16 protein-coding genes are annotated in these 15,563 nt (G+C 59.0%); 10 read left to right on the top strand and 6 right to left on the bottom strand.

All coding sequences use genetic code 11. The features are described 5' to 3' along the window. Positions 1-2: 2 nt before the first annotated feature. Positions 3-287, bottom strand: a complete 285-nt coding sequence (locus FPT15_RS29170) for a hypothetical protein (RefSeq protein ID WP_145166162.1) — start codon at positions 285-287, stop codon at positions 3-5. Between FPT15_RS29170 and FPT15_RS29165 the strand changes: the two genes are divergently transcribed. Both FPT15_RS29165 and FPT15_RS29155 read left to right on the top strand, forming a co-directional pair. After that, on the top strand, positions 286-1,680 hold the full coding sequence (locus FPT15_RS29165; RefSeq protein ID WP_145166161.1) for an MFS transporter: 1,395 nt from the start codon (positions 286-288) through the stop codon (positions 1,678-1,680). The two genes, FPT15_RS29170 and FPT15_RS29165, sit on opposite strands and share 2 nt — an antisense overlap. A 158-nt stretch (positions 1,681-1,838) precedes the next feature. Then, positions 1,839-2,660 (top strand): IclR family transcriptional regulator, encoded by an 822-nt coding sequence (locus FPT15_RS29155; protein WP_145166160.1) that lies wholly within the window; start codon positions 1,839-1,841, stop codon positions 2,658-2,660. A gap of 115 nt (positions 2,661-2,775) precedes the next feature. Here the strand turns inward: FPT15_RS29155 and FPT15_RS29150 are convergent, their stop codons facing one another. After that, a complete protein-coding gene (locus FPT15_RS29150) occupies positions 2,776-3,693 on the bottom strand; it encodes a LysR substrate-binding domain-containing protein (protein ID WP_145166159.1) in 918 nt (305 codons plus the stop codon). Positions 3,694-3,876: 183 nt separating this feature from the next. On the opposite strand from FPT15_RS29150, the gene FPT15_RS29145 reads away from it, so the two are divergent. The 7 genes from FPT15_RS29145 to FPT15_RS29115 all read left to right on the top strand — a co-directional run bounded on the left by FPT15_RS29145 (position 3,877) and on the right by FPT15_RS29115 (position 11,938). Beyond that, entirely contained in the window at positions 3,877-5,397 is a 1,521-nt protein-coding gene (locus tag FPT15_RS29145; protein WP_145166158.1) for an ABC transporter substrate-binding protein, read from the top strand. Positions 5,398-5,502: 105 nt separating this feature from the next. Continuing rightward, a complete protein-coding gene (locus FPT15_RS29140) occupies positions 5,503-6,420 on the top strand; it encodes an ABC transporter permease (RefSeq protein ID WP_024077467.1) in 918 nt (305 codons plus the stop codon). Between the two features lie 9 nt (positions 6,421-6,429). Beyond that, the gene (locus tag FPT15_RS29135) at positions 6,430-7,332 is read left to right on the top strand and encodes an ABC transporter permease (RefSeq protein WP_145166157.1); all 903 of its coding nucleotides are present in this window, start codon (positions 6,430-6,432) and stop codon (positions 7,330-7,332) included. A gap of 31 nt (positions 7,333-7,363) precedes the next feature. Next, positions 7,364-8,380, top strand: a complete 1,017-nt coding sequence (locus tag FPT15_RS29130) for an ABC transporter ATP-binding protein (RefSeq protein WP_145166156.1) — start codon at positions 7,364-7,366, stop codon at positions 8,378-8,380. After that, complete coding sequence (locus FPT15_RS29125; RefSeq protein ID WP_145166155.1) at positions 8,377-9,366, top strand: ABC transporter ATP-binding protein; 990 nt, start codon at positions 8,377-8,379, stop codon at positions 9,364-9,366. Before FPT15_RS29130 ends, FPT15_RS29125 begins: the two co-directional genes overlap by 4 nt. Then, positions 9,363-10,787 carry a M20 family metallopeptidase gene (locus FPT15_RS29120; RefSeq protein WP_145166154.1) on the top strand — a complete coding sequence of 475 codons (1,425 nt, stop codon included), beginning with the start codon at positions 9,363-9,365 and terminating at the stop codon, positions 10,785-10,787. Before FPT15_RS29125 ends, FPT15_RS29120 begins: the two co-directional genes overlap by 4 nt. Beyond that, complete coding sequence (locus FPT15_RS29115) at positions 10,784-11,938, top strand: M20 family metallopeptidase (RefSeq protein WP_145166153.1); 1,155 nt, start codon at positions 10,784-10,786, stop codon at positions 11,936-11,938. The genes FPT15_RS29120 and FPT15_RS29115 overlap by 4 nt, the downstream gene beginning before the upstream one ends. A gap of 28 nt (positions 11,939-11,966) precedes the next feature. Here FPT15_RS29115 and FPT15_RS29110 read toward each other — a convergent pair whose 3' ends face one another. The 3 genes from FPT15_RS29110 to FPT15_RS29100 all read right to left on the bottom strand — a co-directional run bounded on the left by FPT15_RS29110 (position 11,967) and on the right by FPT15_RS29100 (position 14,073). Continuing rightward, positions 11,967-12,407, bottom strand: coding sequence for a hypothetical protein (locus FPT15_RS29110; protein WP_145166152.1), 441 nt, complete (start codon positions 12,405-12,407; stop codon positions 11,967-11,969). A gap of 47 nt (positions 12,408-12,454) precedes the next feature. Beyond that, on the bottom strand, positions 12,455-12,919 hold the full coding sequence (locus tag FPT15_RS29105; RefSeq protein WP_145166151.1) for a transketolase: 465 nt from the start codon (positions 12,917-12,919) through the stop codon (positions 12,455-12,457). A 137-nt stretch (positions 12,920-13,056) separates the two neighbouring features. Further along, a complete protein-coding gene (locus FPT15_RS29100; protein WP_145166150.1) occupies positions 13,057-14,073 on the bottom strand; it encodes a 1-aminocyclopropane-1-carboxylate deaminase in 1,017 nt (338 codons plus the stop codon). A 201-nt stretch (positions 14,074-14,274) separates the two neighbouring features. Here FPT15_RS29100 and FPT15_RS29095 point away from each other — a divergent pair, with 201 nt between their 5' ends. After that, positions 14,275-14,784: an Lrp/AsnC family transcriptional regulator gene (locus tag FPT15_RS29095; protein WP_145166149.1), complete on the top strand. Its 510-nt coding sequence runs from the start codon at positions 14,275-14,277 to the stop codon at positions 14,782-14,784. Between the two features lie 151 nt (positions 14,785-14,935). Here the strand turns inward: FPT15_RS29095 and FPT15_RS29090 are convergent, their stop codons facing one another. After that, positions 14,936-15,280 (bottom strand): Arm DNA-binding domain-containing protein, encoded by a 345-nt coding sequence (locus tag FPT15_RS29090; protein WP_256676537.1) that lies wholly within the window; start codon positions 15,278-15,280, stop codon positions 14,936-14,938. Between the last annotated feature and the right edge of the window lie 283 nt (positions 15,281-15,563).

The following is a 15,563-nucleotide window of genomic DNA, read 5'->3' as shown; positions in this document are numbered from 1 at the left end:
CCTCAACGCGCCTCAAAACCGAGTGAAGATTTTGGCTCGCATTTATAGAGCGCGATAACCAGGGCCAACTCCCACACCGTTCCCTCTTCGGGCAACAGCCAGATGCGGCAGATCACGCCAAGAACGACGCCCGCGGTCGAGCCATCAAATAAAAAAATACATATTTCCTGCAATTTGGGATTTTGCAGTATTTTGTCTTTACAGGATTTTTGCTTAGTAATAGATTTGGCCGTAGTCGAGGACACCTGCCTGCCCCAGACAATAAAAACAATAAGAGGTACGTTCATGCACACACCTACCCCCAGCAATATCCTCTGCGACGTAGTGGACGCCCGGCCTGTCAGTCGCTTGCAGTGGGAGCTGCTCGCCCTCTGCGTACTGGTTGCAGTGCTTGACGGGTTCGATACCCAGATCGTCGGATTCCTGGTGACGGCCATGGCTTCGACCTTGAACGTGACGCCCCAAGCCCTGGCCCCGGTGTTCGCGGCAGGTTTATTGGGTTTGATGCTCGGCGCCCTGCTACTTGCCCCTATGGCGGACCGCCTGGGGCGCAAGAAGATTCTGGTGTTGTCGATCCTGTTGTTCGGCACATTCGCGTTACTGACCGCTTTTGTTAACAGCGTTCCGCAATTGCTGGTCGTGCGCTTCCTGACCGGTATAGGTCTTGGCGGCGCGATCCCCAACCTGGTGGCGCTGATCTCTGAATACAGCCCACGGCGTTATGCGCGCAGTGCCGTCACACTGCTGTTCTGTGGCATGCCACTGGGCGCGATGCTGGCAGGTTTGACGGTCGACCAACTCCTCGCCACCTGGGGATGGGAAAACCTTTTCCTGATTGGTGGCGCGCTGCCCTTGCTGGTCGCCGGCGTCGTGGCACGGCGGCTTCCGGAGTCGGTTGAGTTCCTCAGTCGCAAGCCCGGCAGTCGCCCTGCCCTGAGCGCTATCATCAAGCGGCTCGCACCCGATCTCGCCGAACTGCCCGCCAGCCTTGGCCGTGCGCGTCAACAGGCAACCTCCTCTACTTCCCTGAGCCGTCTTTTCACCGCCGGCATGTGGCGTCGCACGCTATTACTCTGGCTGCCGTACGCCATGAACCTGCTGATTTTGTACTTCATCATGAGCTGGATCCCGACACTGCTGGTGGCAGCCCATGCACCGCTAAGCATGGGGATCCGCGCGATTATTCTGTTCAGCCTGGGAGGTGTGATCGGCTCAGTGATACAAGGCTGGCTGATGAACCGTTGGGGCTCGGTCAATGTGCTGACCCTCGAGTTCATGGGCTACCTGGCGGTCGTGCTGGCGCTCAGCCAATTGCCGGTTTCGCTTTATTCGCTTTTCCCCGCGATGCTGGCGCTGGGCATTCTGGTACAGGGCGCGCAGGCCGGTCTTAACGCTTTAGCCGCCGAGTTGTACCCACAGGAAATACGCTCCACAGGTATCGGCTGGGCATTAGGCGTCGGGCGCGTGGGTTCCATTACAGGGCCTGTTTGCGGAGGCTTGATGCTGGCGGCCGGCTGGGTTTTGACAGAGATCCTCATCGCAGCGTTGATCCCGGGCGCCATCGCGCTGACGGCGATTACCTTGCTGCGACTGGACCCCGCAAGCAAGCGACAACCAACACGCTCACAAAGCGAACGGGCGCTGATGCGCTCAAAGACCTGCCCGCCTGGGGTTGAGTGAAATCGGCTTTCTGCCGGTTATTGCCAGCCCTGGCAAAGTGCTCCCCTCCAGTTCATTCCGGCCGGCCGCCCCGGCCTGGATGAAGCCGAGTGATATCGTCAAAATCGAAATCGAGCGAATTGGTATCCTGCGCACCAATAATGTAGACGAGCGCTGACATGCAAAGACCGTTTGATTGCGAAGACAACGCCGAGCACCTGGCTGACAGCAAAGGCTCCAGCCTGGAGCGGATGTTGCGAATCCTGGACCTGTTTACCGAGCGCCATCCAATCTGGACGGTCGATGGGATGGGAAATGCGCTGGGGTTCACACGCTCCACCGCCTACCGTTACGTACGTGAACTGGCCGAGGCCAATTTGCTGTTTCAGGTAGAGGCCGGGCGCTACGCTCTGGGCGCGAGAATCATCACTTGGGATCGCCAACTGCGCGTCAGTGATCCGCTGGTTCGTGCCGCACATGCACTCGAGCCCAGCTTTCCAAAGTGGGGCGCCGAGCAAGCATGGCTGGTGTGTCGATCGTTCAAGGATCAAGTGGTCTGCGTCCATCAAACCGGCAATCTGTCCAATCAGGTGAGCTATTCACGAGGTTCGCCAAGACCGTTGTTCATGGGCGCCACTTCCAAAGTCATTCTGGCCAATATGGGCTCGCGACACCAAAGCCGGATATTTCTGGAAAACCCGAGTGATGTCGAATCCAGCAACCTGGGTAAGACGTGGGAGCAATTCCGACGCTCGCTGCAGCGCCTGCGCCGCCAGGGATATGTGCTGAGCATCAGCGAAGTGGATGCTGACGTCTTCGGCCTGGCGGCGCCCATATTCGATGGCGACGGCAAAGTCGTGGGTAGCATCAGTTGCGTGCGCCCGACCTCGCAACGCGACAGCGAACAGGATGAAGTGCAAGGCCAGCAGATCCTCACCCTTGCCGACAATCTTTCACAACTCATGACCGCACTGGCGCACAGAGCAGAACTTCTGGACTGACCTGTGCGCAGGTCATCTACGGATGAGGGACGTAACACCGGACGCATCGCCACGGTCGGCCAACCCATCAATCGCGTTGCCCTTGAACTCGGCGGCAACGCCCTACTGATGGTGTTCAGCGACGTTTGGCTTTCACCAGCTCAGCAATCAAAAAATCCCTGAACGCTGAAACCGCTGCCGGCAAATTGCGCCCAGCCATGCTCTGCAGTTCGATGCGGCGTGCCTGCATGCCTTCATCAAGGATCGGCACGCATTGCAGCGCCTTGTCCGCCACCTGCTTGTGCAAGGTCATTTCGCTGGCCAGGCTGATAACGCCTTCTTCGCGGACGAAGCTGTAGAGCGCGGCAACGTAATTGGTGGTCAACACCGGGTCGAACAACAACCCCTGTACGCCGCAACAGATGTCAAACAGCTGCCGTATGGTGGTGTCAGCCTTGGGTAACGCAATGGGCCAGGGTTGCAACTCGGCAAGGGTGACCGCTTCACGCCCGGCCAAGGGATGAGAATTGGAGACCACGGCGAAAATCGCCCCGCTCAGGACATGTTCAACCTTGATTTCCTTTTGCGGCGTCAGGCTGAAGGTCATCGCCAGATCGGCTTCGCCGGAACGAACTTTCTCAGTTGCTTGCGCAGGCGCACAGACCTCCAATGTGAAATGAATGCCCTGATACTCACGCCTGAACGCGCTGATGCTCCTGGGCATGTATTCCAGTGCAAATCCTTCCGAGCAAGCAACATGCACATGGCCCCGCCGCAAGCCATGCAGCTCGGTAATTTCCAGCACCACCTGCTCGGCCTCAAGCTGCGACTTGCGCGCATATGCCGCCAATCGCGCCCCCGCCTCGCTGAGCACCATGCCCCGGGCACGACGCTCAAACAGGCTGGCATCCAGAGCCACCTCAAGCTTGGAAATTTGTCGGCTCACCGCTGATGCCGCTACATTCAGTCGCAATGAGGCTTCGCTGATCGACCCGCATCGCGCGACTTCGAGAAAATAGCGCAGTGCTGTGGACTGCACGCCATACAGTTGCATCGGCGCCTCCAAGGGTTGCCTTTTCGGCAAAGGAAGTATCGAAATATTATTCTTGTGGCATTGATAGCCTTTCCCTACATTCGTGTCCAGACCAAAAAAACCTTGCCTGAGCTTTCATCCTCCTTACGCATTTGCGACTCGCTGCCCTTTGATTCAACCACACTCGCCAACGGAGACGACGGCATGGGCATCAAAGGTTTCGCCTGCAGTATTGCGCTGATGGGCATCATCATCAGTTTTCCGGCTCATGCCGGTAAAGCCAACGACACCTTGGTTTACGCTTCCGACAGCGAGCCTGAAAACATCAGTCCCTATCACAACGATTTACGCGAAGGTGTGATTCTCGGCCGGCTGATCTGGGACAACCTGATCTACCGCGATCCCAAAAGCGGCGAATACAAACCCATGCTGGCCACCAGCTGGAAACAGGTCGACGACACCACCATCGACTTCGAGCTGCGCAAAGGCGTCAAATTTCACAACGGTGACGCGTTCACCGCCGACGACGTGGTGTTCACCCTCAACTACGTGGTGTCGCCCGAAGCGAAAGTCGTTACCGTGCAAAACGTAGACTGGATCAAGAGCGCCGAAAAAACCGGTGACTACAGCGTTCGCCTGCATTTGAAGAAGCCTTTCCCTCCCGCACTGGAATACCTGTCCAACGCCGTTCCGATGTTTCCCAAGCAGTATTTCGAGAAGGTCGGCCTGGCCGAATTCAGTCGCAAGCCCATTGGCACCGGGCCGTATAAAGCCGTGTCGGTGGTGGCCGGCGAAGGCGTGACCATGGAGATCAACAAGGACTACTTCCCGGACAGCCCACAAGGCCAGCCACATATCAGCCACCTCAAGTTCCGGGTGATCCCGGATGCGGAAACCCGCCTGGCCGAGCTGATGACCGATGGTGTCGACTGGACCTGGCGTGTCACCCCGGATCAGGCAGTCGACCTCAAAGGCATGCCGAACCTGACCGTGACCAGCGGCGAAACCATGCGCATCGGCTTCCTGATTCTTGATGCTCGGGGCACCTCCACTGAAAACTCGCCGATGAAGAACCTCAAGGTGCGTCAGGCCATCAACCATGCGATCAACCGCAATGCGCTGGCCACGCAATTGGTGGGTGGCGAAGCCAAACCCCTGCAGGTTGCCTGTTATCCAGGCCAGTTCGGCTGCGATACTACCGCGGCCACGGTCTACAACTATGACCCGGCCAAGGCCAAGGCGCTGCTCGCCGAAGCCGGTTACCCAAATGGCTTCGAGACAGAAATCTTCGCTTATCGCGACCGTGATTACGTCGAAGCCATCATCGGCAACCTGCGCGCCGTGGGCATCAACGCCAAGCTGCGCTACTTGAAGTACGCCGCCCTGCGCGATCAGCAACGTGGTGGCAAGGTACCCATGTCGTTTCAGGCCTGGGGCTCGTTCTCGATCCTCGACACCTCGGCGTCGGCCGGTACCTGGTTCAAGGGCAACCCGGACGACAACATCAAGGACCCACAAGTCCAGGGCTGGTTGCAGACCGCCGACAATGCCCTCGACCCGCAAGTGCGCAAGGACAACTACCGCAAGGCGTTGCAGCGCATCAGCGAACAGGCCTATTGGGCGCCGCTGTTCAACTACTCGATGAACTACGCCTACACCTCCGAACTCGCGTTCACCCCGTACCCGGATGAGCTGCCGCGTTTCGTCGAGTCCACGTGGAAGTAATGCGCAAGCTGGCGGACTGATCCAAAGGTGCCGTAGCGCCTGGACTCGTCCCTGCCACAGACACGTCCTCACACATGTCACCCAATAGATATGAGGAAACTCGCCATGCTTGGATTCCTTCTGCGCCGTCTGGGCATCGCTATTTGCGTTGCCATTACCGTGTCGGTGATCAGCTTTTCTCTTTTGCATCTGTCCGGCGACCTAGCCACTGCCATTGGCGGACCGGAAGCCACTAGCGAACAGATCGAACAGATCCGCGTGCAATACGGTTTGAACAAACCGCTACCGACCCAGTACTTCAACTGGCTGGGCGATTTGCTACGGCTGGACCTGGGCAATTCATTTTTCTTTCAGGAGTCGGTCTACAACCTCGTCGCCAGCCGCTTGCCGATTACCCTCGGGTTGGGCGCCATGGCGTTGGGCATCGCCTTGCTGGTGGCAATTCCCCTGGGCGTGCTGGCCGCGGTCAAACGCGACACCTGGGTTGACCGACTGGCCTTGAGCATTGCGGTGCTGGGTCAGGCAATGCCAAGTTTCTGGTTTGCGCTGATGTTGATCGTGGTGTTCGCGGTGACGCTCAAGTGGCTGCCGGTGTCCGGCAACTCGACCCTGCTGCACTTCGTCATGCCGGCCATTGCCCTGGGCTACTACGCGACTCCGGCAATCATGCGGCTGACCCGCGCCGGCATGCTTGATGTGCTCAGTTCCGATTACATCCGCACCGCCCGCGCCAAGGGCCTGCGCCCTGCCCGCGTGTTGTTCAAGCACGCACTGCGCAACGCCTTGATTCCGGTAGTCGCGCTGGCGGCGGTGGAGTTCGGCTTCATGCTCGGCGGTTCGGTGGTGATCGAAACCGTGTTTTCCCTGCAAGGCATCGGGCAACTCGCCTGGGACGCCATCGCCCGTGACGACTTCCCGGTGGTACAGGCCGTGGTCCTGCTGATTGCGGTGATCTACATCATCCTCACCTTGCTGGCCGATGTGCTCAACGCACTGCTCGACCCGCGCATTCGCGTGCGCTAGGAGGCTTACATGAGCACCCCCACCACCCTCACGATCAATGACTACCTGCCACCACCGAGCAGCCTGAGCCGAGTACTTGGCAAGAGCTTTCGTCATCGTGGTTTCGCCATCGGCGCGGTGTTGTTGCTGATCATCTTCGCTGGCGCACTGTTCGCGCCGTGGTTGGCACCTTACGACCCTTACGCGCAAGACGTGATGCTGCGCATGAAACCGCCGGTATGGATGGCCCACGGCACCTGGGAATACGTCCTTGGCACCGACAAGCTGGGCCGTGATTACCTGTCACGACTGCTCTACGGCGCACGCATTTCGCTGTTCATCGGGATTGCGGCGGCGCTGATTTCCGGCTTTATCGGCACCGTCATGGGGCTGTTGGCGGGTTACTACGGCGGCAAGGTCGATGCATTTATCAGCTACCTGATCACCACCCGGCTGGCGATGCCGGTCGTGATGGTCGCACTGGCCTCGGCCTCGCTGATGGGCGGCTCACTGAAAGTGGTCATCGTGCTGCTCGGCTGCCTGTTATGGGATCGCTTCGCGGTGGTGGTCAGGGCTTCTGTGCAACAGATTCGCGATGCTGAATATGTGGCGTCGGCCCAGGCGCTTGGCTGCTCGACCCTGCGCATTCTGGTCAGTGAAATTCTGCCCAATCTGGTCGGTGCACTGATCGTCGTCGCGACGCTGGAAATGGCCCACGCGATCCTGCTGGAGTCAGCACTGTCGTTCCTCGGGGTTGGTGTGCAGCCGCCGACGCCGTCCTGGGGTTTGATGATCGCTGAAGGCAAACCCTACATGTTCTTTTCCCCGTGGGTCATCGCCATTCCCGGCGTCGCCCTGATGATTCTGGTGCTGGGCATCAACCTGGTCGGCGACGGCCTGCGCGATCTGATCCTGCCAGACGGCCGTAACTGATAGACGGCCGTAACTAAAGAGGGTACCGAACATGGCACTACTCCATGTGGAAAACCTGCGCGTGGACATTCCAATGGGCAACAGCCCGACACCGGATGACATGCTGCATGCCGTGCGCGGTCTGAATTTTGAAGTCGAGCGCGGTGAAATGCTGTGCATCGTCGGCGAATCCGGCTGCGGCAAATCCCTGACCTCACTGGCGCTGATGGACCTGTTGCCACGCAAGGCCAAACGCACCGCGTCACGGCTGACGCTGGACGGTATCGACATGCTAAACCAGAGCGAGCGGCGCATGTGCGACCTGCGCGGCAACCGTCTGGCGATGATCTTCCAGGAACCGATGACCTCGCTGAACCCCGCCTACAGCATTGGCGATCAGCTCAGCGAAGTACTGACTCAGCATCGCAAGGTGTCGCGCAAGGATGCCCTGGCTCGCGCCGCGCAGATGCTGGAGAAAGTCGGTATCAGCAATGCGACCGAGCGCTTGCGTCAGTATCCGCATCAATTGTCTGGCGGTTTGCGCCAGCGGGTAATCATCGCCATGGCGTTGATGTGCGAACCGGACCTGATCATCGCAGATGAGCCAACCACGGCACTGGACGTGACTATTCAAGCGCAGATCCTGCGCTTGATTCGCGACATCCAGAAAGAACTCGGCCTGGCGGTGATCTTTATCACCCACGACCTTGGGTTGGTGGCACGGATCGCCGATCGGGTCGCAGTGATGTATGCCGGGGAAATCGTCGAAACCGCCCCTGCCCTGCAACTGTTCGAGAACCCGCAGCATCCTTACACCCGCGGTCTGCTGGCGAGTATTCCAATCCCTGGCCGGACTAAACCGGGTGAGGCGCTGGGTTCGATTCCGGGCCTTGTGCCGAGTCTGGTAGGCGAACAGCAAGGTTGTGCGTTCCGCAATCGTTGCAGCCAGGCGACACCGGACTGCGCGCAAAACATCCCCGAAGTCGAACAGGACGGACACATGGCGCGCTGCCTGCTCGCCGCACCGAACCCGGCACCGATTCGCCTTCAGGAGCGTGCAAGGTCATGAAAAAAGACATCGCTTTAGAGCTGTGTGACATCCGCCGCGAGTTTCGGATCAACAAGGGCTTTTTCAAACCCGCCGCCACCCTGAAGGCCGTGGACGGCGTTTCCCTGCGCCTGATGCGTGGCGAGACCCTGGGTCTGGTGGGCGAGTCCGGTTGCGGCAAAAGTACCCTGGCCAAGATGCTGCTCGGTCTGTTGCCGCCTACCAGCGGCGATGTGCTGGTCAATGGCAAACATCTGGCGGCGACTGATCGCAAGGAAATGTCCCGGCATATCCAGCCGATTTTCCAGGACCCGTACTCCTCGCTGAACCCACGCAAGACCCTGCGCGAAATCGTCACCCTGCCGCTGATCGTGCATGACATCGGCAGCACCGCCGAGCGACGCAAGAAGACCGAAGAGATGCTTGATGTGGTCGGCCTGCCCAAGCGGGTGATCGACAGCTACCCGAGCCAGCTGTCTGGCGGGCAACGCCAGCGGGTGGCGATTGCACGGGCGCTGATCATGCGCCCTGATGTATTGATCTGCGACGAGCCCACATCAGCGCTGGATGTGTCGGTGCAGGCGCAGATCCTCAATCTGCTGCAGGACCTCAAGCGCGAATTCGGCCTGACCTATCTGCTGATCAGCCATAACCTGGCGGTCATCGAACACCTCGCAGACCGGGTCGCAGTGATGTATCTGGGGCGCATCGTCGAAGAACGCACTCGCGAATCGTTGTTCGCCAACCCCGGCCACCCTTATACCCGCGCCTTGCTGGATTCGGTGCTCACGCCCGATCCGCGCTTGGGCATTCCTGAAATCGGCCTGCACGGCACCTTCCCCAACCCCATGTCACCGCCGTCCGGTTGCGCCTTTCATCCGCGCTGCCCGAGCTGCTTCGCCCCCTGCACAACGGCCTATCCGGCCAATGGTCCGCTTATCGGCGGCAACGTGCGTTGCCACCTTCACGACAATTCTGCCCAAACACTGGAGCTCATCCACTCATGAGTCGTTCACTGGCCATCAGCAACACCACAGAGCAATTCGACAACGGCGATTTTTTTAAGCTGCTCGAACGAAGCGTCGCCTTGCACACCGAAAGCCAGGCAGCGGACAGCCAGCCCGAGCTGTATCGCTACCTCAATGACTTCATCACCCCGCATGTCGAGGCGATGGGCTTCAGCGTCACGGTCTATAACAACCCGGTGGCAGAACGCGGCCCCTTCCTGATCGCCACACGCATTGAACATCCAGAACTGCCGACCGTGCTCAGCTACGGCCACGGTGATGTGGTGCGCGGCTATGAAGCGCAATGGCGTGAAGGCTTGTCGCCGTGGCAAGTCACGGTCGAAGGCGATCGCTGGTACGGCCGCGGCACGGCGGATAACAAAGGCCAGCACCTGATCAACCTGACCGCGCTGGAGCAAACGCTCAAGGCTCGCGACGGCAAGCTGGGTTTCAATGTCAAGCTGCTGTTGGAAATGGGCGAAGAAGAAGGCTCGCCGGGCTTGAATGCGTTCTGTGCCGCACACAGTAAAGAGCTCGCGGCGGATGTTTTCATCGCCTCGGACGGCCCGCGCCTTGCGGCATCACGCCCGACGATTTTTCTCGGCTCACGCGGTGTATTCAACTTCGAGCTGGTGGTCAATTTGCGCGAAGGCGCTCATCACTCCGGCAACTGGGGCGGGTTGCTGGCCAACCCCGGCATTATTCTGGCCAATGCCATCGCGAGCATGGTCGATGAACACGGTCGGGTGAAAGTTGCGGGCCTGATGCCCGAGACACTGCCGGAGCCGGTTCGGCAGGCACTGGCCGATATTGACGTCGGTGGCGGACCGGGCGATCCGGAAATCGACGCCAACTGGGGTAACCCGCAGCTCTCGCTGAGCGAAAAGGTGTTCGGCTGGAACACCCTCGACGTCATCGCCTTCAAGACCGGCAACCCGGACGCACCCGTGCATGCGATCCCTGGCAAGGCCAACGCCCACTGCCATATTCGCTTCGTGGTGAACAGCGACTACACGACCTTTATCCCGGCTGTACGTGCCCACCTGGATGCTCATGGTTTCAGCAATGTCGAGGTCAAGCAAAGCCGCATCGATGTGATGCATGCCACTCGGCTGGATCCGCAAAGCCCGTGGGTCAGTTGGGCGCTCAGCTCCCTGGCACAGACCACCGGCAAAAAGCCTGCGCTGCTGCCAAACCTCGGCGGCTCGCTGCCCAACGACGTGTTCGCGGACGTGCTCGGCCTGCCAACATTGTGGGTGCCGCACTCGTACCCTGCATGCTCGCAACATGCGCCGAACGAGCACTTGCTGGCACCGGTGGTCAAGGAAAGCCTGCAAATCATGGCCGGGCTGTTCTGGGACCTGGGCAACGACGCGGCACGCCTGACCCAGGAACATCAGTTACGGGAGCAAGCGCAATGAGCGCCACCCCACAACAGGCGCTGGGCTGGCTGGCTGACCAGCGCCAAGCCATGGAAACGCTGCTGCAGCGCATCGTCGACACCGACTCCAACAGCTATGACAAGGCGGGCGTTGACGCTGTGGGCGCGCTGCTCGCGGCTGAACTGGAAGCCGACGGCATCCTGCTCAAGCGCATACCGGTCGATGGTTTTGGCGACGTGATACTCGCCGAAGTGCCAGGCGAATCTGGAAAGCCGGTGTTGCTGCTGGGCCATCGCGACACGGTTTTCCCCAAAGGTACCACCACGACTCGCGGCTACAGCCGCGACACCCATTTCGCCTATGGCCCCGGTGTCGCCGATATGAAAGGTGGCCTGGTGCTCAATTGCTTCGCTCTCAAGGCACTCAAGCGCGCCGGTCGGTTGCCCTATCCGGTGCAGGTTCTGTACACCGGTGACGAAGAAATCGGCTCCGGCAGCGCCAGAACCCATATCGAAAAGGCCGCCCGGGCCGCCCGCGCCGTGCTCAATACCGAGCCCGGCCGGGCCAGCGGTAACGTGGTCAGCGCACGCAAGGGCGGTGCCACGCTGATCATCGAAGTCAGCGGCCGCGCGGCACATTCGGGGGTCAACCATGCCGACGGAGCCAGCGCGATCGAGGCCCTGGCGCGCAAGATCGTCAAGCTCCATGCCTTGACCGATTACCCGGCAGGCATCACCACGAACGTAGGCCTGATATCCGGTGGCACCTCCAGCAACACCGTCGCGCCTAGCGCCTGCGCCCGGCTGGACGTGCGCTTCATCGAACTCAAGCACTGGGACCAGATCTTCACCGCAATCCAGTCCATCGTTGCAGAAGAAGAACTGATCGGCACCAGCGCCATCCTCAAGGAAGCGACAACCTTTCTACCGATGGAAGCACATCACAGCGAACGCCTGCTGCACATCTACCAGCAAAAAGCGCTGGCGCTGGGTTTCAGCGTCGAAGGCGAGTTCACCGGCGGTTGCGCCGACTCCGGATTCACCGCCAGCCTGGGCATTCCAACCCTGTGTGGCCTGGGCCCAGTGGGTGGCAAGGTCCACACTGATCGTGAATACCTGGAACTGGACACGCTGGTGCCTCGCGCCCTGGCGTTGGTGGCGACCATTCTGGCTGTCGGCGACAGCGTTTGAGGTAATGGGTCTCTACGAATCGCCGGGGTCAGGGTATCAGACAGGCCCGTAGGCAACTTCTGCTGGTGTCGGGTATCACTTCAAGGTGGCGCGAATGGCTCACTCGGGCGAGGCTTTTAACCTGTTCTACTGCTGCAATGACGGAACGTTCAGCCGCCTCGTCGGGTGTTATCGGGTAGATGCATGACTGACCAATGGAAAGGTCGTGCAATAAACCCTCATCAAGTTCACCGAGCACCACAAAACAGTAGTCACTCTTAGCCGTTCGCACTTCGACGCGTTTGCCAGGTGCGGTGTTCACCGTATCGACATGGATCAGCGCAACATTGTCAAAACAGCTGAAACCCTGATGGATCAAATCAATATGGTCGCTATCAAGTCCGCACACGATGACCACGATACGCGTGCAACTTGAAGGCTCGCGCACCCACTTCATTGCGTGGCTACGACAATCGGCAGCTTGGCTCATATGCGTTGCCTTTCTTGTTGCAACAGGCGGGTTGACGAGGGCATTGGTTAAATCACGCCCCGCGCCTGCAGCAGGCTTTTCGCCAGGCTGCGGGCCGCCGATAACACCTCTTCAACCTGTTGATCCATCGCCGCCGTGGATGAGGCTATTTTTCCAAGTTCGACGACGCGCAGCGGGTGGCCGCAGACGGATCCCAGCCAGGTCAGGCCAGGCACCATGCCAACTTCGACATCCAGTAAAAAGCTTCCGTGGGAGACGGAGCACAACAGTTGGCTGACGAAACACGCATCGCCCCCAGCAGAGTTCTCCGGGCTAGACCCCGCCCGTAACCAGTCGACCCTCAACGCCTCGGATTGCTTGATGGCTAGATAAGCCACCTGGTCCCAGTCATCTATCGCTACGTGCAGCTTGTCGATCATGTATTGGGGCAACGCGGCGCTGGTAACGATGACCACTCCGGCATCCGCCGAAGGTTGCTTGATCCAGACTGCAGATTGCGATATCGCATGCATGGCGGTACTCCCGGCGGTTTGGTAGGAGCCACTTGCTCCGGACGGCGATCTGACGATGAGGTCGTGACATTCAATATTGATGCCGACTGACCCACCGCTTCGTGAACAAGCTCGCTCCTACAGGTGATTGGCGTTAATCAGCCGTTGCGGAACAGGAAGCTATAGGCATTCAGCGCAGGCGCCCCACCCAGGTGCGCGTAAAGCACTTTCGAACCTTCGGGGAACTCGCCACGGCGGACCATTTCAATCATCCCGTGCATGGATTTGCCCTCGTACACCGGATCGGTCAGCACACCTTCCAGGCTCCCGCACAGGCGAATGGCTTCCAGCGTACCGTCGTTAGGCAAACCGTATTCCGGATAGGCGAAGCGTGTGTCGAGCACCACATCCTCTTCGGTGATCTCGCGGCCCAATTCCACCAGTTCTGCGGTGTGCCGGGCGATACGCAGGATCTGTGCCTTGGTTTTCTCTGGCTTGGCCGAGGCATCAATGCCGATAACGTTCTTCGAACGGCCGTCCGCGGCGAAACCGACGACCATACCGGCCTGGGTACTGCCGGTCACGGAGCAGACCACGATGTAGTCGAACTTGAACCCCAGTTGTTTTTCCTGCTCCCGTACCTCCTCGGCAAAGCCGACAAACCCAAGGCCGCCGTAGGGATGTTCGGAACACCCCGCAGGGATCGGAAAGGGTTTGCCGCCCCGCTCCACCACATCGTTCATGGCCTTCTCCCAGCTGGGCCGGATGCCAATGTCGAACCCGGCGGCGTCCAGCCGTACATCCGCACCCATGATGCGCGACATCTCGATATTGCCGACGCGGTCATACACCGCATCGGAGTAGTTCACCCAGTTTTCCTGGACCAGCACACACTTCATGCCCAGATGGGCAGCGACGGCGGCGACCTGACGGGTCTGGTTCGACTGTATCCCACCGATGGACACCAGGGTGTCGCAGCCCTGTTCGAGTGCTTCGGGAATCAGGTATTCGAGCTTGCGCGTCTTGTTGCCGCCAAAGGCCAGGCCACTGTTGCAGTCTTCACGTTTGGCATACAACTCGACCTTGCCGCCCAGGTGTTCGCTGAGGCGTTTCAAGGGCGTGATGGGAGAAGGACCGAAGGTCAGCGGATAACGTTTAAAACGATTCAGGTTCATGACTCTGCTCCTTGTTTATTGAGTATCCAAGCGCCAGACCGAAAGGCAAAAGAGGCTGCGTTCCAGGCTCTTTCAGAGGGGCTTCGATGAGTTCAATATTAAGAAGAGTTCGAAAAATATGTGTTGCAAATTTCCATTATATAAAGAAACATAATTTTCCACAGGAAACACTAAACATACTTTAATTGCGTATAAATCCATATGAACGCAACAAATACTCAAGTGAAGCAGGGCAAAACAGTCCCATTGCCGCAGCCGCTGGATCGAACCGACCGCGCCATTCTCAAGACCCTGCAGCGAGATGCTTCCATCTCCAACGTGGCGCTTGCAGAGAAGGTGAAATTGAGTGCACCGGCTTGCCTCAGGCGCGTCGAACGGCTCAAACAGGCCGGCCTGATCAAGGGCATCGTCGCCCTGCTGGACAATGAAGCGCTGGATGCGGGGATGGTGGTCTTGATCGGCGTGGTACTGGACCGCTCCACACCGGAATCCTTCGCTGCATTCGAGGCGGCGGCACAAAAAGTGTCCGGCTGCATGGAGTGCCATGTGGTGACAGGGGAGTTCGACTACTTCATGTTGCTGCGCACCAAGGACAGCAACAGTTTCAACCGGCTCCATGCGGAGCAATTGCTTTACCTGCCCGGGGTTCGCCAGATTCGCTCGTTCATGGGGTTGCGCCAGGTCTTGTCGACAACCCATATCCCCCTTTGAGGTTCAAATTAGCCCGAGCACCCGTCGGTCAGCAATCCGGTGTCCCAGAAATATCAGCGCCCATCAAAGAGCGACGTGATGTCCGCATCCAATAGCAGGTCAGCTGTCGACCCTTGGCCAAAGAAGACACATAAAGAAGCCTTACTTTTCGTCAACTTTTTACTTCGGAACTCATGCCAGCGATAGGCAACCGCTTCAAACGTATTGTTGGCGGCGTGAGAGGCTTTCTGCCGCTCGGCGCGACGATGGAGCGGGGATCGATATTGTTGGCCACCAGCGCACGTGCCGCCTCCCTCCGCTGGCGAGCCTCCTTGAGACTGACGCCTGGATAGATGCCGAGGGAAATACGCAATTGCTTGTCATGCCAATAGAAACGGAAATGCCAGCGCTTCGAACCTGTCGGTGGCACTTGCATAGATAAGCCATCCCCATCGGTTAACGTATAAGGCTTGCTGGCAGGCTTGGCTTGCTTGATCGCTGTATCTGTCAGCGCCATCAGACACCTCCTTTTGCATCAAGGAGGGGAATACAACTCAGCGGTAGACGGACCAATACGAAAATTGATGCGCAAGGCATCGTAAAAGGCTGTGCCAGCGGTGTACTTAAATGTGTACTTAAAAACCGTGGCTGGAGATGCATTCCAGTGGAATTCAGAAAACGAAAAAAGCGGCTCAAGGCCGCTATTTCCGTGGCTTCCAGGCGCTCAGTGGGCCTTAGTGGAAGCAAATATGGCGCAGCGGACGGGACTCGAACCCGCGACCCCCGGCGTGACAGGCCGG

The sequence above is a fragment of the Pseudomonas sp. RGB genome (assembly GCF_007713445.1).
GTDB lineage: Bacteria > Pseudomonadota > Gammaproteobacteria > Pseudomonadales > Pseudomonadaceae > Aquipseudomonas.
This window is presented reverse-complemented; position numbering and strand designations above follow the sequence as displayed.

Coding starts and splice junctions, on each gene's coding strand:
- FPT15_RS29165 (WP_145166161.1), top strand. CDS start 286: ATGCACACACCTACCCCCAGCAATATCCTCTGCGACGTAGTGGACGCC.
- FPT15_RS29170 (WP_145166162.1), bottom strand. CDS start 287: ATGAACGTACCTCTTATTGTTTTTATTGTCTGGGGCAGGCAGGTGTCC.
- FPT15_RS29155 (WP_145166160.1), top strand. CDS start 1,839: ATGCAAAGACCGTTTGATTGCGAAGACAACGCCGAGCACCTGGCTGAC.
- FPT15_RS29150 (WP_145166159.1), bottom strand. CDS start 3,693: ATGCAACTGTATGGCGTGCAGTCCACAGCACTGCGCTATTTTCTCGAA.
- FPT15_RS29145 (WP_145166158.1), top strand. CDS start 3,877: ATGGGCATCAAAGGTTTCGCCTGCAGTATTGCGCTGATGGGCATCATC.
- FPT15_RS29140 (WP_024077467.1), top strand. CDS start 5,503: ATGCTTGGATTCCTTCTGCGCCGTCTGGGCATCGCTATTTGCGTTGCC.
- FPT15_RS29135 (WP_145166157.1), top strand. CDS start 6,430: ATGAGCACCCCCACCACCCTCACGATCAATGACTACCTGCCACCACCG.
- FPT15_RS29130 (WP_145166156.1), top strand. CDS start 7,364: ATGGCACTACTCCATGTGGAAAACCTGCGCGTGGACATTCCAATGGGC.
- FPT15_RS29125 (WP_145166155.1), top strand. CDS start 8,377: ATGAAAAAAGACATCGCTTTAGAGCTGTGTGACATCCGCCGCGAGTTT.
- FPT15_RS29120 (WP_145166154.1), top strand. CDS start 9,363: ATGAGTCGTTCACTGGCCATCAGCAACACCACAGAGCAATTCGACAAC.
- FPT15_RS29115 (WP_145166153.1), top strand. CDS start 10,784: ATGAGCGCCACCCCACAACAGGCGCTGGGCTGGCTGGCTGACCAGCGC.
- FPT15_RS29110 (WP_145166152.1), bottom strand. CDS start 12,407: ATGAGCCAAGCTGCCGATTGTCGTAGCCACGCAATGAAGTGGGTGCGC.
- FPT15_RS29105 (WP_145166151.1), bottom strand. CDS start 12,919: ATGCATGCGATATCGCAATCTGCAGTCTGGATCAAGCAACCTTCGGCG.
- FPT15_RS29100 (WP_145166150.1), bottom strand. CDS start 14,073: ATGAACCTGAATCGTTTTAAACGTTATCCGCTGACCTTCGGTCCTTCT.
- FPT15_RS29095 (WP_145166149.1), top strand. CDS start 14,275: ATGAACGCAACAAATACTCAAGTGAAGCAGGGCAAAACAGTCCCATTG.
- FPT15_RS29090 (WP_256676537.1), bottom strand. CDS start 15,280: ATGGCGCTGACAGATACAGCGATCAAGCAAGCCAAGCCTGCCAGCAAG.